The sequence below is a fragment of the Rhodoferax sp. MLSD5-FHT05B10 genome, from assembly GCF_058793415.1.
This window is the reverse complement of the sequence record NZ_JBXAFT010000007.1, coordinates 204,865-225,968: the sequence shown is the minus strand read 5'-3', so window position 1 is coordinate 225,968 and position 21,104 is coordinate 204,865. Positions and strand designations below refer to the sequence as shown.

Genomic DNA, 21,104 nt, shown 5'->3' with positions numbered 1-21,104 from the left:
ACGAGGGCAAGCCCGGGGCCACGGCACCCAGCGCCGAAGCGCCCAGCCCGCGCCCGACCGCCAGTGGCGCCACGCGGCAGAGCGCCCAGTACCTGCGCGCCCGTGCGGCGGCGCTGGGCGAGCATCCTGCGGCGCCCGCGGAAGCCGAAGAGGTCGTCATCACTGCGGCACCGGGTAGCGCCCACACCGGTGAAGCGCACTGGAGCTACGAAGGCGCAGAGGGACCCCAGGTCTGGGCCCGGCTCAACCCGGCGTTCAAGCTGTGCGCCTACGGCTTGCGCCAGTCGCCCATTGCCATTGAGGACAGCGCCAGCCTGCAGGGCCCTGCCGAAGCGCTGCAGTTTGGCTACACGCCCAGCACCGGCACCGTGGTGAACAACGGCCATACCATTCAGGTCGACGTGCAGGGGGACAACACCCTGCAAGTGCGCGGCTCCAGCTACCAGCTGCGGCAGTTCCACTTCCACGCCCCGGCAGAAGAAGTGGTCAACGGCCGGCGTGCGGACATGGTCGTCCACCTGGTGCACCAGAACGCCGAGGGCCAGCTGGCCGTGGTGGCGGTGCAGCTGGTAGCCGGCGAACCCAACACACTGGTGGACACGGTCTGGACCTACATGCCGCTGGACACCGGCGACCGCGTGCGCATACCGGCGGGCCTGCTGAACCTGAGCGAGCTGCTGCCGACCGACCAGCGCTACTACCAGTACATGGGCTCGCTGACCACGCCACCCTGCACGGAAGGCGTGCTGTGGATGGTGCTCAAGCAGCCCATGACCGTCAGCCCGGCACAGTTACGACTCTTCACGCAGCTCTACGCCAACAACGCCCGTCCGGTGCAGCCGGTCAACGGGCGCCCCGTGCGTGACGCGCAATAGGAATCCACCGCTAGCGCTCGGCCCGCTCCCCGGGCGCGGCAAGGGCCTCGCGTGCACGCTTGGCGCGCAGAACGCGGGCCCGCCACCGGACCAGGCCCAAGGCGTAAGCGATGTAATAGCCCGCCAGAACGCCAAAGACAACCAGCGTCAGGGGGCTGCGTACAAAACCGCTCCACTCCCAGGTTGGCGCGGCCGCCAGCACGTAAACCTCCACCAGCCGGTACAGGATGCGCCCCACGAACAGCAGCGACAGCGCAATTCCAAGGTGCGCGTTGGGCGTATAGAACAGGCCCTGTCGGGTAGGTTCAAACTGCGTCCGGTGCAGGCCGTACCGCGCCAGCACCGCCCCCGCCAGCAGGCCCCCGGCCAGCCACGCCAGCAGCACCGGTTGGGTCCGGGCGGCCAGCGCATACAGCCCCACCAGCAACGGGAACAGCACCAGGGTGATCCAGGGGCGGATGCGGGACAGCCGCTGGCGCCCCACCATCCGGCGAAACCGCGCCTGCACGCGCCACACCAGCAGGGGCAGCAAAACCATCAGGGTGACGGTGGATAACGAGGGTGCGGGCATGGCTCAGGCCTTCACGCAAACGGGTGGTGCGCCTTATTTGGCCAGGGCGCGCAGGGCCAGCTTGATGCCGTCGCTCACCCCCACGTCGGCCGGCAGGGCCTTGAGCGCGGCAGCGGCTTCCTTGTCGCTGTAACCCAGCGCCAGCAGGGCCTGCAGGATGTCGGCCTGGGCGTCGTTGGCCACGGCCGCCGACGGCCCGATGTCGGCCCCCAGCTTGCCCTTGAGCTCCAGCAACAAGCGTTCGGCCGTCTTCTTGCCAATACCCGGCACCTTGACCAGCCGCCCGGCTTCCTGCAGCGTGACGGCCTGCGCCAGCTCCCCCACGCTCATGCCCGAGAGCACCGACAGGGCCGTGCGCGGCCCCACACCCGAGATCTTGATGAGTTCGCGAAAGGCGTCCCGCTCCCCCGCCGTAGCAAAGCCGTACAGAATCTGCGCGTCCTCGCGCACCACGAAATGGGTGAGCAGCGACACTTTCTCGCCGCTGGCCGGCAGGTTGTAGAAAGTGCTCATGGGCACCTGCACCTCGTAGCCCACGCCGCCACAGTCCACGATGATCTGGGGGGGATTTTTGTCGCTCAAAGTGCCTGTGAGTTTGCCGATCATCGTGTGCCCTGGGTTAATTGCCGTTTGTTGCCTATCATTGGGGGCCGTATGGCCTGCCCACTGGAATTATCAGCTTGATCCTCCGACACCTTTTTTCTCCGCTCAACAACACCCGCCTGTCGCACCTGTGCGGCCCCACCGACGAGCATTTGCGCACCATTGAGGCCGCACTGGAGGTGCGCATTGCCCACCGGCACGAGCAGTTCAAGGTGGAAGGCCCCAAGGCCCGGGCCCAGCGCGGCATGGACATGCTGCAAGCCCTGTACGAGATGGCGGCCAAGCCCATCAGCCCGGCCACGGTGCAGCTCATGCTCGCGGGGGACGGATCGGCCGACGACAGCGGGGGCCCCAGCCTGGCCACACGCCGCGCCGACCTGAAACCGCGCAGCAAGAACCAGGCACGCTACCTGGACAACATCGCCGAGCACGACATCACCTTCGGCATCGGCCCGGCCGGCACCGGCAAGACCTACCTGGCGGTGGCCGCCGCCGTGGACGCTCTGCAGCGTAGCGCGGTGCAGCGCATCATCCTGACCCGCCCGGCGGTGGAGGCCGGCGAACGCCTGGGCTTTCTGCCCGGCGACCTGAACCAGAAGGTGGACCCCTACCTGCGCCCGCTGTACGACGCGCTCTACGACCTGATGGGCTTCGACCAGGTGCACAAGGCCTTCGAGCGCCAGCAACTCGAAATCGCCCCACTGGGTTTCATGCGCGGGCGCACATTGAACAACGCCTTTGTCATCCTGGACGAAGCGCAGAACACCACGCCCGAGCAGATGAAGATGTTCCTCACTCGCATCGGCTTTGGCGCCAAGGCGGTGATCACCGGCGACCTGACCCAGATCGACCTGCCCAAGGCCCAGCTCAGTGGGCTGGTGGATGCCGAGCGCGTGCTGCGCCGGGTGAGCGGCATTGCCATCACCCACCTCACCAGCGCCGACATCGTGCGCCACCCGCTGGTGGCGCGCGTGGTGGACGCCTATGACGCCGCCCGCGTCAGCGACCTGCCCGCCATCGCCATCCCCGAAACGGAGCCCGAGCTGCCCCGCGTCAACCTGCCCAAAACCCGCACACCCAAGGCCCGCTGATGCTGCCAGAACTCACCCTCTCCCTGCAATTCGGCAAATTCAAGGACGCTGAAAAACACCGCGCCGCACTGCCGCGCCACAAGGTGGCGCGCTGGATTCGCCACACGCTGGAAGTCGATGGCGAAATCACGGTGCGCATCGTGGACGCCGAAGAAGGCCAGACGCTGAACCGCGACTACCGCCAGAAGGACTACGCCACCAACGTGCTGACCTTCGATTACACCCAGGAGCCTGTGATCACCGCCGACCTGGTACTGTGCGCCCCCGTGGTGGCCAAGGAAGCCAAGGAACAGAAGAAAACGCTGGAAGAGCACTACGCCCACCTGATCGTGCACGGCGCGCTGCACGCGCAAGGCTGGGACCACGACCTGGACGAAGATGCCCAGGTGATGGAGCTGCGCGAGACCGAGATCATGGCGCGCCTGGGATACAAAAATCCCTATTAAAATTGCCAGCAGGCCTTATGCGACCTGCGCAAACAGCTCCTGTATTGATAGCAATCAGGCCGTCGGCGCCACCCGCATCGGGATCGTCACCGGGCCGTCATTGACCAGCTCCACCTGCATGTCAGCCGCAAACACGCCGGTCTGCACCACGGGGTGCGCCGCACGCGCCCGGGCCACGCAGTAGTCGTACAGACGCCGGCCTTCGTCAGGTGCCGCGGCGTTCTTGAAGCTGGGGCGGTTGCCGCCGGTGGTGTCGGCCGCCAGGGTGAATTGGCTGACGATGAGCAGGCCGCCCGGCGTGCCCTGGCCATCCAGGTCCTGCACGCTGAGGTTCATCTTGCCCTGGGCGTCACTGAAGATGCGCAGCTTGAGCAGCTTGGCCAGCAGCTTGTCGGCCTGCGCTTCGGTGTCGCCCTGTTCGGCGCACAACAGCACCAAGAGGCCCTGCCCGATCTCGCCCACGGTCTGGCCGTCGACAACGACCCGGGCCCGGCGCACCCGCTGCAGCAGCGCCTGCATGGGCTCAGGCCAGGGTCACGCGGGCGAACTTGCGCTTGCCCACCTGCAGCACATAGGTGCCGGCGCCCAGCTTGAGGCCCTTGTCGCTGACCACGCTGCTGTCCACGCGCACACCGCCACCGTCGATCAGGCGGTTGCCCTCGCCGCTGGAGGCGGCCAGTCCGGCCGACTTCAGCAGAGCCCCGATGCCCACCGCCGCGCCGCCCTCGCCCAGCGGCAGGCTCAACTCGGCAATCTCGTCGGGCACACCGCCCTTGCTGCGGTTGATGAAGTCCTGCTCGGCCGCATCGGCTGCGGCGGCGGAATGGAACCGCGCCGTGATTTCCTTGGCCAGCGCCACCTTGGCGTCCTTGGGGTTGCGCCCGCCCTCCACCTCAGCCTTCAGCGCGGCAATGCCGGCCTCAGACTGGAAACTCAGCAGCGTGTACCACTTCCACATCAGCACGTCGGAAATGCTCAGCACCTTGGCAAACATGGTGTTGGCATCCTCGGAGATGCCGATGTAGTTGTTCTTGCTCTTGGACATCTTCTCCACGCCGTCCAGACCTTCGAGCAGGGGCATGGTCAGGATGCACTGCGGCTCCTGGCCGTATTCCACCTGCAACTGGCGCCCCACCAGCAGGTTGAACTTCTGGTCGGTGCCGCCCAGCTCCAGGTCGCTGTGCAGCGCCACGCTGTCGTAGCCCTGCATCAGGGGGTAGAGAAATTCGTGCACGCTGATGCTTTGCCCGGCCTTGAACCGGTCGTGGAAATCGTTGCGCTCCATCATCCGGGCCACGGTGTAGCGGCTGGCCAGCTGGATCATGCCGCGCGCACCCAGCGGGTCGCACCACTCGCTGTTGTAGCGGATTTCGGTCTTGGCGGGGTCCAGTACCAGGCTGGCCTGCTTGTAATAGGTCTTGGCGTTGGCCTCGATCTGCTCCCGGTTGAGCGGCGGCCGGGTGCTGTTGCGCCCCGAGGGGTCGCCGATCATGGTGGTGAAGTCGCCGATCAGGAAGATCACCGTATGCCCCAGATCCTGCAGCTGGCGCATCTTGTTGAGCACCACGGTGTGTCCGATGTGGATGTCCGGCGCCGTGGGGTCCAGCCCCAGCTTGATGCGCAAGGGCTTGCCAGTGGCCTCGGATCGGGCCAGTTTTTTGATCCATTCGTCCTGCGGAATGAGTTCATCGCAGCCGCGCAGGGACACGGCCAGCGCTTCACGAACACGATCTGTTACAACAAACGGAGAGCTTGAGGCTTGATTCATAAGGGTTTTTCTCGATGCCGGGGTGCAGGAGGCAGTTATACTGCCTGACCTCTTCTGCGACGTTTGGAAGCCAGCGGCTGAATTTTAGTCGGCCCCGATCGCAGTCCGGGGCCTTGCGCCTTCAGGCGCCGCCCCACCCCCAACGGAGCCCCTATTTTGAAACACGAACTGATGCAGGCCGCCGACGCACTTGTTGCCTCCGCCGCCCAGCTCGTCAAGCGCTACCCCCGCCACCTGATTGCTGTCTCCACCGCCCTGCTGCTGGGTGGCACGGGCGCCACGTTTGCCGTGGCTTCCCTGGCCCCCGATGCGTCCGACCTGCCCGTGCACGCCGTGGTGGAAAACGTCGACCCCCTGCCGCTGCAGCCCCAGAACGATGCCCTGCAGACCCAGGCCATGCGGCTGTACCGCTCGGATGTGACCCGCTCCACCGACACGGCCGACACCCTGCTCAAGCGCCTGGGGGTGTTTGATGCCCAGGCCGCCGCGTTTCTCCGCTCCGACGCCAACGTGCAGCGCGCGCTGCTGGGCCGTGGCGGGCGCAACGTCACCGCAGAAGCCAGCGAAACCCACGGCCTGCTGACCCTCAGCGCCCGCTGGAGCCCGGAAGACGACGGCATGTTCAAGCGCCTGACCGTGGAGAAGACCGCCCAGGGATTCGTTTCGCGCGTGGAAACGTTGCCCATGACGGTTTCGTCCCGTCTGGCCAGCGGCATCATCACGTCCTCGCTGTTTGCCGCAACGGACGATGCCCGCATTCCGGACGCCATTGCCATCCAGCTGGCCGAAATTTTCTCGGGTGACATCGATTTCCGCCGCTCCCTGCGCAAGGGTGACCGTTTTTCCGTGGTGTACGAGACCCTGGAAGGCGACGGTGAACCCTTGCGTGCCGGACGGGTCCTGAGCGCCGAGTTCGTCAACGCCGGCAAGGCCCACCAGGCCATGTGGTTCCAGGAGCCCGCAACCAGCGTGGCATCCGGCGCCACCCACTCCCTCACCAAGGGCAGCTACTACAACTTGGACGGGCAAAGCCTGCGCCGCGCCTACCTGAGCTCGCCGGTGGAGTTCTCCCGCGTCAGCAGCGGTTTCGCCATGCGCTTTCACCCCATCCTGAAACAGTGGCGCGCCCACCTGGGAACCGATTTCGCCGCCACCACCGGCACCCCGGCACGCACCGTCGGCGATGGCGTGGTGGAATTTGCCGGCGTGCAGAATGGCTATGGCAACGTGGTGTTCATCAAGCACCGCAACAACCATGAAACGGTGTACGCCCACCTGAGCAAGATCAACGTGAAACGGGGCCAGAACGTCAGCCAGGGCCAGACCATCGGGCTGGTGGGCTCCTCCGGCTGGGCCACCGGCCCCCACCTGCACTTTGAGTTCCGGGTGGACGGCAAGCAGCAAGACCCCATGGTCATCGCCCGCCAGAGCGAGTCGGTGCCGGTCTCCGCCTCCGCCAAGCCCCTGTTTAACAAGGCCGCAGCACTGGTGCGCGAACAACTGGTCGCCGCCGCGCAGATGCTGCCAGGCAACGCGCAGTAATCCGCGCCCGCCGGGCCTCCCCATGACCGATTTGTACATCGGCCTCATGTCCGGCACGTCGCTGGACGGCGTGGATGCGGTGCTGGCCGATTTCTCCAGCCAATACCCAACGGTACTGGGCCATTGCAGCGCCCCCTTGCCAGCCGACCTCAAGGCTGAACTGCTGGCCCTGAACACCCCCACCACCAACGAGTTGCACCGCGCGGCCCTGGCCGCCAATGGCCTGGCGCGGGTCTATGCCGAGCAGGTTCGCCAGCTGCTGCTGCAATGCGGCGTGGCGGCCTCTGCGGTACGCGCCGTGGGCGCCCACGGGCAAACGGTGCGCCACCGGCCCCAGGAGTTTGACGGCACCGGCTACACCCTGCAGCTCAACAACCCGGCCCTGCTGGCCGAACAGTGCGGCATTGACGTGGTGGCCGACTTCCGCAGCCGCGACGTCGCCGCAGGCGGTCAGGGAGCCCCCCTGGTGCCCCCGTTCCACCAGGCCTTCTTCGGGCGCACCGACCAGATCCGGGCCGTGCTCAACGTGGGTGGCATTTCCAACATCACGATCCTGGACCCCCACGCAGGCCCGCTGGCCGGTTTCGACTGCGGCCCGGGCAACGCGCTGATGGACGCCTGGTGCCTGGCCCATACCGGCCAGCCATTTGATTCCGAAGGCCGCTGGGCGGCGCAGGGACAGGTCCATGGAGCATTGCTCAACCGCCTGCTGCAGGAACCCTTCTTTGCCAAGCCGCCGCCCAAGAGCACTGGCCGGGACCTGTTCAACATGCCCTGGCTGACCGAGAAACGGGCGGGGCTGGAAGATGTGCCGCCCCAGGACGTGCAGGCCACCCTGACGGAATTGACCGCGCTGACCTGCGCCCGCAGCCTGCTGCAGGCCAGCCCGGCCTGCACCGAACTCATTGTCTGTGGTGGTGGTGCCCTGAACCGGCACCTGATGAGCCGCTTGCAGGCGGCGGTGCCGGCATGCCCGGTGGTGTCGTCCGCCACGGCTGGCCTGCCGCCCCTGCAGGTCGAGGCCACGGCCTTTGCCTGGCTGGCACGCCAGGCCATCGCGCGCCAAGCCGCCAGCGTCCCAAGCGTCACGGGCGCCCGAGGCGCCCGTGTTCTTGGTGCAATCTACCCTGCGTAAGGCCGCAGGGCCCACGCACGGTCAGGTCGAGAACGACGACCCGCAACCGCAGGTGCTGGACGCACCGGGGTTCTTGATGACGAACTGCGCACCCTGCAGGTCTTCCTTGTAGTCAATCTCCGCGCCGACCAGGTACTGGAAGCTCATGGCGTCGATCAGCAAGGACACGCCGTTCTTGGTCATCGTGGTGTCGTCGTCGTTGGTGATTTCATCAAACGTGAATCCGTACTGGAAACCGGAGCAGCCCCCGCCCTGCACGAACACGCGCAACTTGAGATCCGGGTTGCCCTCTTCCGCGATCAGGTCCGCCACCTTGGCCGCCGCACTGTCGGTAAACAGGATCGGATCGGGCATTTCGGTAGGGACATTTTCAGCTACGGCACTCATGGATGACTCCAACAAATCAATAAGGAAAACAATACTACAGCAATTCGCTCGGGAATTCTGTTACTGGTTATTTGCCGCCAGTTTCAGTGTGGGCTTTTCCTCTTCCACATCCAGAATGGGCAGCAACCGACCTGTTATGAGGGCGCCCTGGTGCATTTCAATGGCGGCATACTGCACATCGCCCTCAATGCGCGCCTTGGGCTGCAACTCCAGCATCCGGCGGGCATGGACCGGCCCCGTGATGCTGCCGTTGATGATGATGTGGTCCGCAACGACTTCCCCCACAATGCTGGCCGTTTCCGAGATCACCAGCAGGCTGGGAGCGTCGTACGCAGCCTGAATGTTCCCTCCCACGTTGCCGTCAACCCGTAGGCCATCGGTAAAGGCAATGTTTCCGGTAATCTGGCTGCCGTCGGCAATCAGGCTGCGGATGGGGGGCTGCTTTTTCTTGTTGAACATCATGAACCTCGTCGAGTTATTACAACTTGATGGATTGGGTGGTTTTCACAACCGAACCATCCAACACCTTGGCGGAAACACCCTTCACCACCGCCTGGGCGGGTAATTCAAATACCCCCTCCACGCGGCCATACTGCTTGACTTTGAGGGTCAGTGCGCCCTCAGGTAGCGTTGCTGCCCAGGGTTTGCCGTTGACGGTACCCGAAAACGACAACTCCAGCCGCCCATTGAACTCCGGCGCGTTCTTATTGGACTGGATCACCAGCACCTGCCATTTTACCTGGGTGCCGTTCTGCAGTTCGGCCTGAAGACCGCGGATGGCGATGCCCCCGCCACCGACGGCCGGGATCAGTTTCTCGAAAAATCCGAGGTCATCCCGCAGGGAGCGGTTGTCGGCCTCCAGCTGCTTGGCCTGCGCCAACAGCCGCTCGTGCGAAGCGCGCTCGGCCGTCACCAGGGTGTCCGCGGTATTGGCAACGGACTGCGCCTTGTCCCGCTCGTCCTTCACGCTGGCCAGTTCGGCCTGCGCTGCCGCCAGCTCGACGTGCAAACGGGTCAGCTCCTCCCGGGAGCCCTTCTCCAGCCCGGCAATGTTCTTGCCAAACTCGAAGGCCCACAAGCCGATGGCGGAGCAAAACCCCAGCACAACGGCCAGGATGATCCAGCGGAAAGGCCAGGGCAAGGCGCTGCGCACGGCCATGCGCGGAGCGCTAATGGTGAGGCGGCGGCGTAACAGCCGGAAACGCATGAATTGCTCCTCCAATAAAAAAACCGCCCAAGCATAGCCGGGGCGGTCTTGATTCGGTGTACGAACCCGATTAGCGCTTGGAGAACTGCTTGCGGCGACGGGCGCCGTGGAAGCCGACCTTCTTGCGCTCGACTTCGCGCGCATCACGCGTCACAAAGCCGGCTTTGCTCAACTCGGACTTGAGTGTCGCATCGTAATCGATCAGGGCACGGGTGATGCCGTGGCGCACGGCACCAGCCTGACCCGACTCGCCGCCACCGGCCACATTGACCATGATGTCAAAGGTTTCGGCGTGGTTGGTCAGCACCAGGGGCTGCTTGCAGATCATGATCGAGGTTTCGCGGCCGAAGAACTTCTGGATGTCCTTGCCGTTCACCACGATTTGGCCGGAGCCTTTTTTCAGAAACACACGGGCGACGCTGGATTTGCGACGGCCGGTGCCATTGTTCCATTCACCAATCATCAGATAGCTCCTTAGATTTCCAACACTTTGGGTTGCTGGGCAGTGTGCGGGTGCTCGGCACCACCGTACACCTTGAGCTTCTTGATCATGGCGTAGCCCAGGGGACCCTTGGGCAGCATGCCCTTGACGGCCTTTTCCAAGGCGCGGCCAGGATGCTTGGATTGCATGTCGCGGAAGTTCGTGGCTGTGATACCGCCGGGATAACCGGAGTGGCGGTAGTACACCTTGTCCAGGGACTTGGCCCCTGTGACGCGCAGCTGGGCTGCGTTGATGATGACGATGAAGTCACCGGTATCGACGTGAGGCGTGTAAATGGCCTTGTGTTTGCCGCGCAAACGGAGAGCAACTTCGCTGGCTACTCGTCCGAGGACCTTGTCGGTCGCGTCAATCACAAACCACTCGTGCACGACCTCAGCGGGTTTTGCGCTGAAAGTTGTCATGAGTTTTCTCTTGAAAAGAAGGTTTGCTGGGCTCTTTTCCACGGTCGGCGTTCCTCTGATGGGAATCTCTTAGGTGGGGAAATAAACTCCGCCGCGGAGCCACAAAATCGCTGCGGAGCCTGCCATTATACAAAACCCGGTGCTTTTTGGCCACCCCCGCGGTTTTGCCGCCCGTTCACTTGGTGAGGTTGTCCCAGCGCTGGCGGTCTTCCACGCACACCGGCCGGTTCGCCAGCTCGGGTTTCTGGCATTCGCGGTGAACACAGAGGCTGCGGGTCAGCAGGTTGCTGTCCGCGCACAACTCCGCTCCATCCGGGTGCACCGGCTGCTTCACCGCTGGCGCCGGCCGGTCCGGCCTGGCGGGGGCCGCTGCCAGCTTGTGTTCCCCTTTTTCCGGCACGGCGTGCCCGGGTTCCCGGGACACCGGCGCAGGCGGCCGGGGCGTGGTGGCCACGGGAGCCGGCACGGGCTCGGGCGCGGCCGGTGGGGGCGCCTCTACCGGCGAAGGCGCCGGTAAAAGCCCCTGCGCAGGGATCTCCACGGGCGACGCCGCGGCTTTTTGGGTCCATTGCCACCCCATGTACCCTACGGTCGTCAGCACCAGTGCCGCAACCAGCCAGCCCCAGCCCCCCACGGAAGCCCGGGGGGCCTGGCGCCGGTCCGGGCCGGCCACCACGGGCTCCGGTGCGCGCATCCCGGGAACCCGCTGCGGCGGCAGTGTCACCGCGGTATGCGCTTGCGTGCGGGGGTCGGGCCGCGTTTTCTCGGCCGACGATGCGTGGAGCTGGGTCGGTGCATACGCCTGCGCCTGCGCCACCTCCACCAGTTCGACGGCATGGCCCAGCTGCAGGCGCCAATCAAACTGGTTCAGGTCCTCGGGGGCGTGCAGCTGCAGCTCGTCGGCAAAGGCCTTCACACTTTGCGGCCGCTTGGATGGCTGGATGACCAGCGCATGGTCCATGGCCTGCACGAACTCGGGCGAATACGACTGGCCAAAATGCGTTTCCACCGTCTGGGTGATGCGGGCAAAGGACGGCATGCGGTCACGCAGGACGCGGAACGTTGCCGGAAGCGGGGGCTCATTGCACAGGCAGCCGTGCACGACGGCCGCCACCGCATACAGGTCCGTCCACGGACCTTCCCGCAGATCCTCTGCATCGGCATACTGCTCGATCGGTGCGTAATTGACCTTCAAAATCGCCGTGTGCTTGTGGGTGCTGTCCACGATGGCACGCCGGGCAGCCCCCAGGTCCAGCAGCACCGGCGGGCCGACGTCCTGCAGGAAGATGTTGTCGGGTGAAACATCGCGGTGCAGCGTCCCGTTGCCATGCAGCACCTTGAGCGCTTCCAGCACCGACCACAGCACCGTGCGCAACCAGGATTCGGGCGGCGGACTGCTCATGCGGCTGCGCGCCTGCTTGAGCGTGATGCCGCTGTACAGCGGCATGGCCATGTACGCCGTGCTGTTGGCCTCCCAGAAACGGTAGACCTTGACCAGCGAGGGGTGGTCGAATTGCGCCAGCAAGCGCGCCTCGGCAATGAAAGACGCCAGACCAGTCTGGAACGGCTGGGCATCGGAGGTGGAACGCGCGGATACCTGCAGCCCTGGGGCGCGTGCCACCAAAGCCGACGGCATGTACTCCTTGATGGCCACGGCGCGCTGCAGCGAATGGTCGTAGCCGCGGTACACCATGCCAAAACCGCCTACCCCCAGCAAACCCTGGAGTTCGAATTCACCCAGCATGGTGCCGGCTGGCAATGCATCCATATGGCCCAGCGGCACCTCGGTGGGTGCGCCGGCCCCGCTAGCGGGATCACTCATGTTTTTTATCGTCTTTTTGGCGACGGCCAACACCGCCACACACCATCCAACGCGCCCGGCGCTTCTTCGGGCTGCCTGCGCTGCAGGGCCCTGTGCCGGTATCATAGGGCATGTTCAGTTACCGCCACGCATTCCACGCCGGCAACCACGCCGACGTGCTCAAACACACCGTCCTGCTGGCTGTCCTGCGACATTTGACGCAAAAAGACACCGCCCTGACGGTCTTCGACACCCATGCCGGCGCCGGCCTGTACCGGCTCGACGGCGACTACGCCCAGACCAGCGCGGAAGCGGCCGAGGGCTTTCTCAAACTGGTGGCCAGCGACCTGCCCAAGCCGGTGGCTCCGGCCCTGCAGGACTACCTCGATCTGGTGGCCAGCTTCAACAGCAAGGGCAGCCACAAGGTCTACCCCGGCTCACCCTTCATCATCCACCGGGTGCTGCAGGCGCGCGACCGCGACAAGCTCAAGCTGTTCGAGATCCACCCCACCGACGTCAAGACCCTGACCGCCAACATTGCCCAGCTGGAAGCCGGACGGCAGGTGGCCATCCTGCGCGAAGACGGCTTTGAAGGCATCAAGAAGTTCCTGCCCCCCCCTTCACGGCGGGCCCTGGTGTTCTGCGACCCCAGCTACGAAATGAAGCAGGACTACGGCCGCGTGGCCGACATGGTGGGCGACGCCCTGCACCGTTTTGCCACCGGAACCTACACCGTCTGGTACCCCATCATCCCCCGCCCAGAGGCCCATGACCTGCCCAAAAAGCTGAAGACGCTGGCCAACAAGGCGGGCAAAAGCTGGCTGGGCGCCACGCTGACCGTCAAGTCCAGCAAGCTGTTGCAGGACAGCGAGGGAGAAGTTATTCGCCCTGGCCTGCCCGCCAGCGGCATGTTCATCATCAATCCACCGCACACTCTCAAGGCGGCCCTGCAGCTGGCGCTGCCGCAGATGGTGACGCTACTCAAACAAGACCAAAACGCCGCATTCACACTGGAATCAGGCGGCTGAAGCGGGAGATCGCCATGGTTTTTCTTCGTGATGCGCTAGCCATCTTCCGGATGGAAATGACGCTGTTTCAGCGCTTTCCCAAGTTGCGCATCTCCGCCATCGGCGTCACCGTCATTCCCGCGCTGTACGCCCTGATTTACCTGGCGAGCGTGCAGGACCCCAGCGCGCGCACCGGCGAACTCAAGGCCGCCATCGTCAACCTGGACCAGGGCCTGAACTACCGCGACCAGCCCGTCAACCTGGGGGGCGCCGTCGTCGCCTCGCTCAAGGCCAAGCCCACCTTCGGCTTTGTCGACTACGCCGTGGAGGAAGAGGCCAAGCTGGCCGTGCGGCAGGGCCACCTGGCCTTCGCCCTGATCATTCCCAAGGACTTCAGCGCCAATGCCGTGCCCGGCAACGAGGCCGCTGGCGGCCGCCTGGTCATGTACATCTCGGAAGGCAACAACTACAACGGCGCCAACCTGGCCAAACGGTTTGCGTCCGAGCTGGGCCACCAGGTCAACATCAACCTCAATGAACAGCGCTGGTCGCTGGTGCTGAGCACCGCCGCCGGCTCACTGGACAAGCTGACCCAGTTGCGCCGGGGCGTGGAGGCCCTGACGGACGGCGCCCACCGGCTCGATGACAGCCTGACCCAAGCCGAAACCGGTGCCAAGACCCTGGCAACGGGCGCAGACAGCCTCGGCAAGGGCGTGGGGCAGCTGACCGACGGCGTCAAGCAACTCGGCGCCGGCCTGCACACCATGGACCAGCAGCGCCCTGCGGCGCAGGACTTGGCGGCATTGAAAACCGGCGGTGCTGACCTGGTCTCCGGGCATGCCGCACTGGCCCATGGGCTGCAGGACCTGCAAGCCGGCGCACAGAAACTGGCCGAGGGTGGCACCAAGCTGCACGACGAAACCAAGGACATTCCGATTGTGGGCGGGCGCATCTCCGAGGGCGCCGCCCAGTTGGCCACAGGCGCTTCCCAGTTGGGAGGCGGCTTGCAGACGGCACGCACCGGCCAGGCACAGCTGGCCGATGGCACGCAAAAGCTGGTCGCAGGCGTCGGCAAACTGGCCGACGGCATGACCGCGCTGGGTGATGGCATCCATACCGCCGCCAGCAAGGTGCCGCCCGATGCCAAACTGGACGAACTGAGCCAGGGCGGACATCGGGTGGCAGGCGGCGCCCAGGAATTGCGCAACGGGCTCAGCCAGATCAAGGCCGGCTCCCGCGAACTGAGCGGCGGCCTGGATTTGCTCAACCGGTCCCTGCCCGCCGACAGCCAGGCGCCCGAGGGCAGCGCGCGCGGCCTGGCCGATTCGGTCGAGCCGGCGCTGGAGATCGTGGCGCCGGTGCCCAACAACGGCGCCGGCTTTGCCCCCAATTTCCTGGCCACATCCCTGTGGATGGGCGCGGTCATGACGGCTTTTCTGTTTCACCTGCGCAGCCTGCCCAGCGCGGCCGCTTCAGCCTCCCGGCCGGCCCGCCTGCTGGGCAAGCTGGGCATCCTGGGGGGCATCGTGACCGCACAGTCCATGGTCATCCTGCTGATGACGCTGTTCGCCCTGAACCTGCACATTGCCAGCCTGGCGCCGTACATCCTGACGCTGGTACTGACTTCGCTGTCCTTCCTGATGATCATCGTGGCCCTGACGCGCGCCTTTGGCGACGCCGGCAAGGCGGCGTCCCTCATCCTGCTGATCTTGCAGCTGTCATCCGCCGGCGGCGTGCTCCCGGTGGAGCTCAGCGGCGGCATTTACCAGGCCCTGAGCCCGTGGCTACCGTTCACCTGGGTGATCAAGGCCCTGCGCGCCAGCATGTTCGGCGCCTTTGACGGCAGTTGGTTCACTTCCTGGCTGGCGATCGGGCTGGCCGGCACGCTGGCCTGGCTGGTGGCCTGCTTTGTCGGCAACTGGAAACTGGTCAGCGCGGAAGAGCACCGACCGGCCATCGATATCTAGGCCGTCAGCCCCAGGCGTTCACACAGAGCCAGCGTCGCGGCGCTCTGGTTCATGGTGTAGAAATGCAGGGCCGGTGCGCCACCGGCACGCAGCTGCTCGCACAGGCGGGTCACCACGTCCAGGCCAAACGCCTTGATGGAGGCGGTGTCGTCGCCAAAACTTTGCAGACGCAGGCGGATCCAGCGCGGAATCTCGGCGCCGCTGGCGTCCGAAAAGCGCATGAGCTGGGTGGAACTCGTGATGGGCATGATGCCCGGCACCACGGGCACGTTCAGGCCCAGCGCGGCCACCTCGTCCACAAAGCGGAAGTAGGCATCGGCGTTGTAGAAATACTGGGTGATGGCGGAGTTGGCCCCCGCGCGCACCTTGGTGGCAAAGGCCTGCAGGTCGCTGACCGGCGACTTGGCCTGGGGATGGACCTCGGGGTAGGCCGCGACTTCGATATGGAACGCATCGCCGGTCTCGGCGCGGATGAACGCCACCAGGTCGCTGGCGTAATGGAACTCGCCGCCGGCGCCATAGCCGCTGGGCAGGTCCCCGCGCAAGGCCACCAGACGCTTAACACCCATGGCCTGCAGGGTGGCCAGTTGCGCGCGCACCGTGGCCTGGGTGGCGCCAATGCAGGAGAAGTGCGAGGCGGCACTCACGCCCTCGCCCAGGATTTCGCGCACCGTGGCGAATGTTCCCTCCTGGGTGGAGCCGCCAGCCCCGAAGGTGACCGAGCAGAACTCGGGCTGCAGCGCGTACAACTGCTGGCGCGCCGCGCGCAGCTTGTCCGCCCCTTCCGGGGTCTTGGGCGGGAAAAACTCCAGGCTGACAGGAATGCGGGGCGTTGGTTTCATGGTTTTTGGGCGCAAATGAAAAATTCGTGGTTGCCGTCGCCACCGGCAATGGGCGAGTCGAACCACGCGGTCACGGTCAGATCCAGCGCGGCGCAGGCCTCGCGCAGGCGCTGCTCCACAATGGGGTACATGGCCGCATCCTTGACGATGCCGCCCTTGCCCACCTGGCCGGGCTGCAACTCGAACTGGGGTTTGACCAGCATCAGCAGCGTGCCCCCAGATTTCAGGAACGGCACGACAGCCGGCAGCACCAGGGTCTGCGAGATGAAGGACAAATCGCCCACCACCACGTCAAACGCGGGCTCAAACGGTTCTGCCTCCTTGTTTTCGGGGTCAAACAGGCCGCCAGCCCCCGTGTAATTTGCGCAGGCCGCTATCAAATCATTAGCATCCAGCGCGCGGGCATTGACGCCTTCCACGCACAGCACCCGCCCGTCCTCGCGGATGCTGGGGTGCAGCTGGGCACTGCCCACATCCACCCCCACCACCAGGCGCGCACCGTGCTGCAACAGGCAGTCGGTAAAACCGCCTGTCGATTGCCCCACGTCCAGGCAGGCCAGCCCGTCCACCGACAGGCCCACCTGCTTCAGGGCCGCCTCCAGCTTCAGCCCACCGCGTGAGACGTAGCGGGCTTCGGAGTCGTCCAGCAGCTGCAGAGGGGCGTCGTCCGGAACCTCGTCGCCATTCTTGGCTACGGTCTTCCATTCGTCGCCCTTCTTCCACTGCACGCCGTCGGCAATCAGGCGCTGGGCCTGCGAGCGGGTGCTCGCCAGGCCCCGCTGCACCAGCAGTTGGTCAATGCGCATGCTGTTGCGGGCTCAGTAGCGGTAGGTTTCTTTTTTGTACGGACCGTTCTTGCTGACGCCGATGTAGGCGGCCTGCTCGTCGGTCAGTTCGGACAGCATGGCGCCGACCTTCTTCAGGTGCAGGCGCGCCACCTTCTCGTCCAGGTGCTTGGGCAGCACGTACACCTTGCCGTTCTTGTATTCCTTGGGCTTGGTGAACAGCTCGATCTGCGCAATGGTCTGGTTGGCAAAGCTCGACGACATGACGAAGCTGGGGTGGCCGGTGCCGCAGCCCAGATTCACCAGACGGCCCTTGGCCAGCAGGATGATGCGCTTCTCGGGCTTGCCGTTCTTGCCCTTGGTGGCGGGGAAGATGACATGGTCCACCTGGGGCTTGATCTCTTCCCACTGCAGCTTCTCCAGCGAAGCGACATCGATTTCGTTGTCGAAGTGGCCGATGTTGCTGACGATGGCCTGGTCCTTCATGGCTGCCATGTGCTTGTAGGTGATGACGTTCTTGTTGCCGGTGCAGGTCACAAAAATGTCGGCCTTGTCGGCGGCGTATTCCATGGTCACGACCTTGTAGCCTTCCATGGCGGCCTGCAGGGCGTTGATGGGGTCGATCTCGGTCACCCACACCTGGGCGGACAGGGCGCGCAGCGCCTGGGCCGAGCCCTTGCCCACGTCGCCGTAGCCGGCCACCACGGCCACCTTGCCTGCGATCATGACATCGGTGGCGCGCTTGATGGCATCCACCAGCGATTCACGGCAGCCGTACAGGTTGTCGAACTTGCTCTTGGTCACCGAGTCGTTGACGTTGATGGCGCGGAACGCCAGCGTGCCCTTGGCAGCCATTTCTTCCAGACGCATCACGCCGGTGGTGGTTTCCTCGGTCACGCCGATGATGTTCTTCAGGCGGCGGCTGTACCAAGTGGGGTCCAGCTTGAGCTTGGCCTTGATGGCCTTGAACAGGCAGATCTCCTCTTCGCTGCCGGGCTTGGCCAGCACCTTGATGTCCTTCTCGGCGCGGGCGCCCAGGTGCATCAGCAGCGTGGCATCGCCGCCGTCGTCCAGGATCATGTTGGGGCCTTCGGCCGCCGTGCCCTTCTTGCCGCCGAATTCAAAGATGCGGTGGGTGTAGTCCCAGTAGTCTTCCAGCGTCTCGCCCTTGTAGGCAAACACCGGCGTGCCCTTGGCCACCAGAGCGGCAGCAGCGTGGTCCTGCGTGGAGAAAATGTTGCACGACGCCCAGCGCACTTCGGCGCCCAGGGCCTGCAGGGTTTCGACCAGCACGCCGGTCTGGATGGTCATGTGCAGCGAGCCGGTGATGCGCGCGCCCTTCAGAGGCTGGCTCTTGGCGAACTCTTCGCGGATGGCCATCAGGCCGGGCATTTCGGTCTCGGCAATGGTGAGTTCCTTGCGGCCCCAGGGCGCCAGGCTCAGGTCGGCAATTTTGTAGTCTTCGGTCTTGGCAGGTTTGATCACGCTCATGGCTGGCTCCAGAAAAATGGGTAAGCCACCGTGCTGCGGGAGTAACCAGGGAAAGGGCTCACCACACAGAACAGTGGGTGAGCGTCGTTGAGTGGCAGGGACGAACCTGCCGTTGGCGTTTCCGAGCCTCGTCCACTGCGCGTGAACTGCAACGCTCCTCGGAATGCACGGATTATACGGAGCAACGCCCCCGCCCCCCACTGCCTGTGCCCGGGTGTCGCCTCGGTGGCTGACCGGGACAGGCCCGGCCGCCACACTGGCGGCTTCCCCAACAGGAGCATTCTTCATGGACATTCGAAACAAAGTCGCCATCGTCACCGGGGGCGCCAGTGGCATTGGCCGCAGCATTGCCCGGCGCTTCGCCGCCGAGGGCGCCCGCGCCGTGGTCGTGGCCGACATCAATCTGGCGCGCGCCCAGGAAGTGGCCGACGAATTTGGCGGCCTGGCCGTGCGTTGCGACGTGAGCCAGGAGGCCGACATCCAGGCCTTGGTGGCCACAACCCGCCAGCACTTTGGCCAGGTGGACGCCTATATCTCCAACGCCGGCATTCTGGGCCGCATGGGCGGCCTGGACCTGGACGACGCCCTGTGGAATGCGATGTGGAACATCCACGGCATGGCCCACGTCTGGGCGGCGCGCGCCGTGGTGCCCGAGATGGTGGCGCGCGGCGACGGTTTCTTCCTGGTGACCGCATCGGCCGCCGGATTGCTGACCATTGTCGAATCCGCCCCCTACGCCGTGACCAAGCACGCCGCCGTGGCCTTTGCCGAATGGCTGCGCATTGCCTACGGCCGCCAGGGCGTGCAGGTGGCCTGCCTGTGCCCGCAATCGGTGCAGACCGACATGGTGGGCGACAGCGATGGCGGCTCGGCCGCGGTCAACGGCATTCTGGCCCCCGAGGTAGTGGCGCAGGAGGTGGTGACGGTCATGGACAACGGGAAATTCCTGGTGCTGCCCCACCCCGAGGTGGCGCAGTATTTCCGCAACAAGGGGCAGGACTACGAGCGCTGGATCGGTGGCATGCAGAAGATGTACGCCCGCCACGCCGAAGGCGGATAGCGCGAGGGGGGGGGGATATCCCAGATTTGATCTGGGTCAACACGCGGTGAGAATCCGGAATTTGCGGGTGTACCCACATTAGGATCACCCCACTTCGGCCATCCAGCGACCTGCTAGTGGGTATTGCCCGGCCGTCAAACGACGACGCAACGCAGTCTTTCGCCATGGCCCAAGTCACCCTGCAGTCCCGAGACGACCCCATCAACCACGCCCTGGACGCCATGGACCAGGGCTTCCTGTGGCTGGACCCCGACCTGCGGGTGCGCCAGCACAACCGCGCCTACCGCCGCCTGCTGGACCTGGAACAGGCCGACCAGTTCATTGGCCAGCCCTACAGCGCGCTGCTGCAGTATTTCCTGGAGCGTGGCGAGTTTGCCGACATGGGCGTGCGCGAAGACTTCGTCGCCCGCCGGCTGCGGGCCATGCAGGCCAGCGAGCCATACCGCCTGGAGCGTGCCCGGCCCAATGGCATGCTGCTGCGCGTGGCCGCCGTGCCGCTGGCGGCGGGAGGCTATGTCTTCACCTACCTGGACATCACCCGCGAGAGCCGCGCCCTGGAAGAGGTGCAGCGCACCGCCAAGGCCGCGGTGGTGGCCATGGCCAACTTCGCCGAGCACCGCGACACCGATACCGGTGTACACGTCCTGCGGGTGGCCCGCCTCGTGGGCCAGATTGCCCGCCAGCTGCATGCCAACGGGCATTTCCCCGACACCGTGGACGAGGCATTCATCGAGCAGGTGCGCATCGCCAGCATCCTGCACGACGTGGGCAAGATCTCCGCGCCCGACCGCATCCTGCTCAAGCCCGGACCGCTGACCGACGACGAACGCAAAACCATGATGCTGCACCCCACCAAGGGGGCCCAGTTGCTGCGTCAGGCCCACCTGATGATGGGCGAGAGCGCCTACCTGCGCATGGGCGCCGACATCGCCCAGACCCACCACGAGTGGTTCGACGGCAGCGGCTACCCCGCAGGCCTGGCCGGTGACGCCATTCCCCTGGCCGGACGCATCTGCGCCATTGCCGACGTGTTCGACGCCCTCACCTCCCGGCGCCCCTACAAGGCCCCCTGGAGCACCGAGCGCGCCGTGGCGCAGATCGCGCAGCAACGGGGCACGCAGTTCGATCCGTCCGTGACGGACGCCTTCGTCGCCGTCATCCGCAACCGCGAGGCAGTGTCCGTGGTGCAGTGGACCGACGCCATGAGCGTGGGCGACCAGCACATCGACGAGCAGCACATGATCCTGATGGACACCATCAACCAGCTCGCCACGGCCGAAAGCCAGAACGACCGCCCGGTGGTGGCCATGATCATCGACGAGCTGGTGAGCTACGCGTCCTTCCATTTCGACTACGAAGAACAGCTGATAGCCGACGCGGGCTACCCCGACCTGGCCAAGCACCAGCGCATCCACCAGGGCTTCAGCAAATGGATCGCCGAAGTACGGGACGACTTCATCCACCGCCGCCGCACCCAGGTGGGCGCGCGCATCCTGCACTTCCTGCGCGACTGGCTGCGCAACCACATCCTCGATGAGGACCAAGCGTACCGCCCGTACCTGGGCCCGCAGAAGTAGGCGGCCCGCCCGCCTCCGGTAAAATCGGCCGCTTCCGGGCACACGC

22 protein-coding genes and 1 riboswitch are annotated in these 21,104 nt (G+C 65.4%); of the genes, 9 read left to right on the top strand and 13 right to left on the bottom strand.

All coding sequences use genetic code 11. The features are described from left to right. Nucleotides 1-875 (top strand): carbonic anhydrase (locus AC1Q5W_RS13310; RefSeq protein WP_492704204.1); only part of this gene is annotated, 875 nt, incomplete at its 5' end. A 10-nt stretch (nt 876-885) separates the two neighbouring features. Here AC1Q5W_RS13310 and AC1Q5W_RS13305 read toward each other — a convergent pair. Together AC1Q5W_RS13305 and ruvA are read right to left on the bottom strand one after the other, a co-directional pair. Beyond that, nucleotides 886-1,446, bottom strand: a complete 561-nt coding sequence (locus tag AC1Q5W_RS13305; protein WP_492645088.1) for a CcdC protein domain-containing protein — start codon at nt 1,444-1,446, stop codon at nt 886-888. 33 nt (nt 1,447-1,479) lie between these two features. After that, a complete protein-coding gene (gene ruvA, locus AC1Q5W_RS13300; protein WP_492645087.1) occupies nt 1,480-2,052 on the bottom strand; it encodes a Holliday junction branch migration protein RuvA in 573 nt (190 codons plus the stop codon). A 74-nt stretch (nt 2,053-2,126) separates the two neighbouring features. On the opposite strand from ruvA, the gene AC1Q5W_RS13295 reads away from it, so the two are divergent. Both AC1Q5W_RS13295 and ybeY read left to right on the top strand, forming a co-directional pair. Then, nucleotides 2,127-3,140, top strand: a complete 1,014-nt coding sequence (locus tag AC1Q5W_RS13295) for a PhoH family protein (RefSeq protein WP_492645086.1) — start codon at nt 2,127-2,129, stop codon at nt 3,138-3,140. Beyond that, nucleotides 3,140-3,586 (top strand): rRNA maturation RNase YbeY, encoded by a 447-nt coding sequence (gene ybeY, locus AC1Q5W_RS13290; RefSeq protein WP_492645085.1) that lies wholly within the window; start codon nt 3,140-3,142, stop codon nt 3,584-3,586. Before AC1Q5W_RS13295 ends, ybeY begins: the two co-directional genes overlap by 1 nt. 54 nt (nt 3,587-3,640) lie before the next feature. On the opposite strand, the gene dtd is transcribed toward ybeY, so the two are convergent. After that, nucleotides 3,641-4,105 carry a D-aminoacyl-tRNA deacylase gene (gene dtd, locus AC1Q5W_RS13285; RefSeq protein ID WP_492645084.1) on the bottom strand — a complete coding sequence of 155 codons (465 nt, stop codon included), beginning with the start codon at nt 4,103-4,105 and terminating at the stop codon, nt 3,641-3,643. A 4-nt stretch (nt 4,106-4,109) separates the two neighbouring features. Continuing rightward, nucleotides 4,110-5,354 carry a tyrosine--tRNA ligase gene (gene tyrS, locus AC1Q5W_RS13280; RefSeq protein WP_492645083.1) on the bottom strand — a complete coding sequence of 415 codons (1,245 nt, stop codon included), beginning with the start codon at nt 5,352-5,354 and terminating at the stop codon, nt 4,110-4,112. Between the two features lie 156 nt (nt 5,355-5,510). Here tyrS and AC1Q5W_RS13275 point away from each other — a divergent pair, with 156 nt between their 5' ends. Together AC1Q5W_RS13275 and AC1Q5W_RS13270 are read left to right on the top strand one after the other, a co-directional pair. Beyond that, complete coding sequence (locus AC1Q5W_RS13275) at nt 5,511-6,896, top strand: peptidoglycan DD-metalloendopeptidase family protein (RefSeq protein WP_492645082.1); 1,386 nt, start codon at nt 5,511-5,513, stop codon at nt 6,894-6,896. Nucleotides 6,897-6,918: 22 nt separating this feature from the next. Continuing rightward, nucleotides 6,919-8,031 carry an anhydro-N-acetylmuramic acid kinase gene (locus tag AC1Q5W_RS13270; RefSeq protein ID WP_492645081.1) on the top strand — a complete coding sequence of 371 codons (1,113 nt, stop codon included), beginning with the start codon at nt 6,919-6,921 and terminating at the stop codon, nt 8,029-8,031. 21 nt (nt 8,032-8,052) lie between these two features. Here AC1Q5W_RS13270 and erpA read toward each other — a convergent pair whose 3' ends face one another. The 6 genes from erpA to AC1Q5W_RS13240 all read right to left on the bottom strand — a co-directional run bounded on the left by erpA (nt 8,053) and on the right by AC1Q5W_RS13240 (nt 12,350). After that, nucleotides 8,053-8,418 carry an iron-sulfur cluster insertion protein ErpA gene (gene erpA / locus AC1Q5W_RS13265; RefSeq protein ID WP_492645080.1) on the bottom strand — a complete coding sequence of 122 codons (366 nt, stop codon included), beginning with the start codon at nt 8,416-8,418 and terminating at the stop codon, nt 8,053-8,055. 60 nt (nt 8,419-8,478) lie between these two features. Then, nucleotides 8,479-8,877, bottom strand: a complete 399-nt coding sequence (locus tag AC1Q5W_RS13260) for a bactofilin family protein (protein ID WP_492645079.1) — start codon at nt 8,875-8,877, stop codon at nt 8,479-8,481. Between the two features lie 19 nt (nt 8,878-8,896). After that, nucleotides 8,897-9,625: a DUF6776 family protein gene (locus AC1Q5W_RS13255; protein WP_492645078.1), complete on the bottom strand. Its 729-nt coding sequence runs from the start codon at nt 9,623-9,625 to the stop codon at nt 8,897-8,899. Between the two features lie 70 nt (nt 9,626-9,695). Next, nucleotides 9,696-10,088 (bottom strand): 30S ribosomal protein S9, encoded by a 393-nt coding sequence (rpsI, locus tag AC1Q5W_RS13250; protein WP_492645077.1) that lies wholly within the window; start codon nt 10,086-10,088, stop codon nt 9,696-9,698. A gap of 11 nt (nt 10,089-10,099) precedes the next feature. Then, entirely contained in the window at nt 10,100-10,528 is a 429-nt protein-coding gene (gene rplM, locus AC1Q5W_RS13245) for a 50S ribosomal protein L13 (protein WP_492645076.1), read from the bottom strand. 175 nt (nt 10,529-10,703) lie between these two features. After that, entirely contained in the window at nt 10,704-12,350 is a 1,647-nt protein-coding gene (locus tag AC1Q5W_RS13240; protein WP_492645075.1) for a serine/threonine protein kinase, read from the bottom strand. Between the two features lie 110 nt (nt 12,351-12,460). Here AC1Q5W_RS13240 and AC1Q5W_RS13235 point away from each other — a divergent pair, with 110 nt between their 5' ends. Both AC1Q5W_RS13235 and AC1Q5W_RS13230 read left to right on the top strand, forming a co-directional pair. Next, entirely contained in the window at nt 12,461-13,357 is an 897-nt protein-coding gene (locus AC1Q5W_RS13235) for a 23S rRNA (adenine(2030)-N(6))-methyltransferase RlmJ (RefSeq protein ID WP_492645074.1), read from the top strand. A gap of 14 nt (nt 13,358-13,371) precedes the next feature. Further along, a complete protein-coding gene (locus tag AC1Q5W_RS13230; protein WP_492645073.1) occupies nt 13,372-15,303 on the top strand; it encodes a YhgE/Pip domain-containing protein in 1,932 nt (643 codons plus the stop codon). Here the strand turns inward: AC1Q5W_RS13230 and metF are convergent. The 3 genes from metF to ahcY are packed head-to-tail and all read right to left on the bottom strand — an operon-like array spanning nt 15,300 to nt 18,421. After that, on the bottom strand, nt 15,300-16,145 hold the full coding sequence (gene metF, locus AC1Q5W_RS13225) for a methylenetetrahydrofolate reductase [NAD(P)H] (RefSeq protein WP_492645072.1): 846 nt from the start codon (nt 16,143-16,145) through the stop codon (nt 15,300-15,302). The genes AC1Q5W_RS13230 and metF overlap by 4 nt on opposite strands. Continuing rightward, nucleotides 16,142-16,951 carry a TlyA family RNA methyltransferase gene (locus tag AC1Q5W_RS13220; protein WP_492645071.1) on the bottom strand — a complete coding sequence of 270 codons (810 nt, stop codon included), beginning with the start codon at nt 16,949-16,951 and terminating at the stop codon, nt 16,142-16,144. Before AC1Q5W_RS13220 ends, metF begins: the two co-directional genes overlap by 4 nt. A gap of 12 nt (nt 16,952-16,963) precedes the next feature. Further along, nucleotides 16,964-18,421: an adenosylhomocysteinase gene (gene ahcY / locus AC1Q5W_RS13215; protein ID WP_492645070.1), complete on the bottom strand. Its 1,458-nt coding sequence runs from the start codon at nt 18,419-18,421 to the stop codon at nt 16,964-16,966. 72 nt (nt 18,422-18,493) lie between these two features. After that, nucleotides 18,494-18,587: riboswitch (S-adenosyl-L-homocysteine riboswitch) on the bottom strand. A gap of 120 nt (nt 18,588-18,707) precedes the next feature. Here ahcY and AC1Q5W_RS13210 point away from each other — a divergent pair. Continuing rightward, entirely contained in the window at nt 18,708-19,481 is a 774-nt protein-coding gene (locus tag AC1Q5W_RS13210) for an SDR family oxidoreductase (RefSeq protein WP_492645069.1), read from the top strand. Between the two features lie 164 nt (nt 19,482-19,645). Beyond that, the gene (locus AC1Q5W_RS13205; RefSeq protein WP_492645068.1) at nt 19,646-21,058 is read left to right on the top strand and encodes a bacteriohemerythrin; all 1,413 of its coding nucleotides are present in this window, start codon (nt 19,646-19,648) and stop codon (nt 21,056-21,058) included. Nucleotides 21,059-21,104 lie beyond the last annotated feature (46 nt).

What these genes read in the sequence shown, in the direction of transcription:
- ybeY (WP_492645085.1), top strand. Translation starts at nt 3,140, where the DNA reads ATGCTGCCAGAACTCACCCTCTCCCTGCAATTCGGCAAATTCAAGGAC.
- ahcY (WP_492645070.1), bottom strand. Translation starts at nt 18,421, where the DNA reads ATGAGCGTGATCAAACCTGCCAAGACCGAAGACTACAAAATTGCCGAC.
- rpsI (WP_492645077.1), bottom strand. Translation starts at nt 10,088, where the DNA reads ATGATTGGTGAATGGAACAATGGCACCGGCCGTCGCAAATCCAGCGTC.
- dtd (WP_492645084.1), bottom strand. Translation starts at nt 4,105, where the DNA reads ATGCAGGCGCTGCTGCAGCGGGTGCGCCGGGCCCGGGTCGTTGTCGAC.
- tyrS (WP_492645083.1), bottom strand. Translation starts at nt 5,354, where the DNA reads ATGAATCAAGCCTCAAGCTCTCCGTTTGTTGTAACAGATCGTGTTCGT.
- AC1Q5W_RS13240 (WP_492645075.1), bottom strand. Translation starts at nt 12,350, where the DNA reads ATGAGTGATCCCGCTAGCGGGGCCGGCGCACCCACCGAGGTGCCGCTG.
- AC1Q5W_RS13235 (WP_492645074.1), top strand. Translation starts at nt 12,461, where the DNA reads ATGTTCAGTTACCGCCACGCATTCCACGCCGGCAACCACGCCGACGTG.
- rplM (WP_492645076.1), bottom strand. Translation starts at nt 10,528, where the DNA reads ATGACAACTTTCAGCGCAAAACCCGCTGAGGTCGTGCACGAGTGGTTT.
- erpA (WP_492645080.1), bottom strand. Translation starts at nt 8,418, where the DNA reads ATGAGTGCCGTAGCTGAAAATGTCCCTACCGAAATGCCCGATCCGATC.
- metF (WP_492645072.1), bottom strand. Translation starts at nt 16,145, where the DNA reads ATGAAACCAACGCCCCGCATTCCTGTCAGCCTGGAGTTTTTCCCGCCC.
- AC1Q5W_RS13260 (WP_492645079.1), bottom strand. Translation starts at nt 8,877, where the DNA reads ATGTTCAACAAGAAAAAGCAGCCCCCCATCCGCAGCCTGATTGCCGAC.
- AC1Q5W_RS13220 (WP_492645071.1), bottom strand. Translation starts at nt 16,951, where the DNA reads ATGCGCATTGACCAACTGCTGGTGCAGCGGGGCCTGGCGAGCACCCGC.
- AC1Q5W_RS13255 (WP_492645078.1), bottom strand. Translation starts at nt 9,625, where the DNA reads ATGCGTTTCCGGCTGTTACGCCGCCGCCTCACCATTAGCGCTCCGCGC.
- AC1Q5W_RS13305 (WP_492645088.1), bottom strand. Translation starts at nt 1,446, where the DNA reads ATGCCCGCACCCTCGTTATCCACCGTCACCCTGATGGTTTTGCTGCCC.
- ruvA (WP_492645087.1), bottom strand. Translation starts at nt 2,052, where the DNA reads ATGATCGGCAAACTCACAGGCACTTTGAGCGACAAAAATCCCCCCCAG.
- AC1Q5W_RS13270 (WP_492645081.1), top strand. Translation starts at nt 6,919, where the DNA reads ATGACCGATTTGTACATCGGCCTCATGTCCGGCACGTCGCTGGACGGC.
- AC1Q5W_RS13230 (WP_492645073.1), top strand. Translation starts at nt 13,372, where the DNA reads ATGGTTTTTCTTCGTGATGCGCTAGCCATCTTCCGGATGGAAATGACG.
- AC1Q5W_RS13205 (WP_492645068.1), top strand. Translation starts at nt 19,646, where the DNA reads ATGGCCCAAGTCACCCTGCAGTCCCGAGACGACCCCATCAACCACGCC.
- AC1Q5W_RS13210 (WP_492645069.1), top strand. Translation starts at nt 18,708, where the DNA reads ATGGACATTCGAAACAAAGTCGCCATCGTCACCGGGGGCGCCAGTGGC.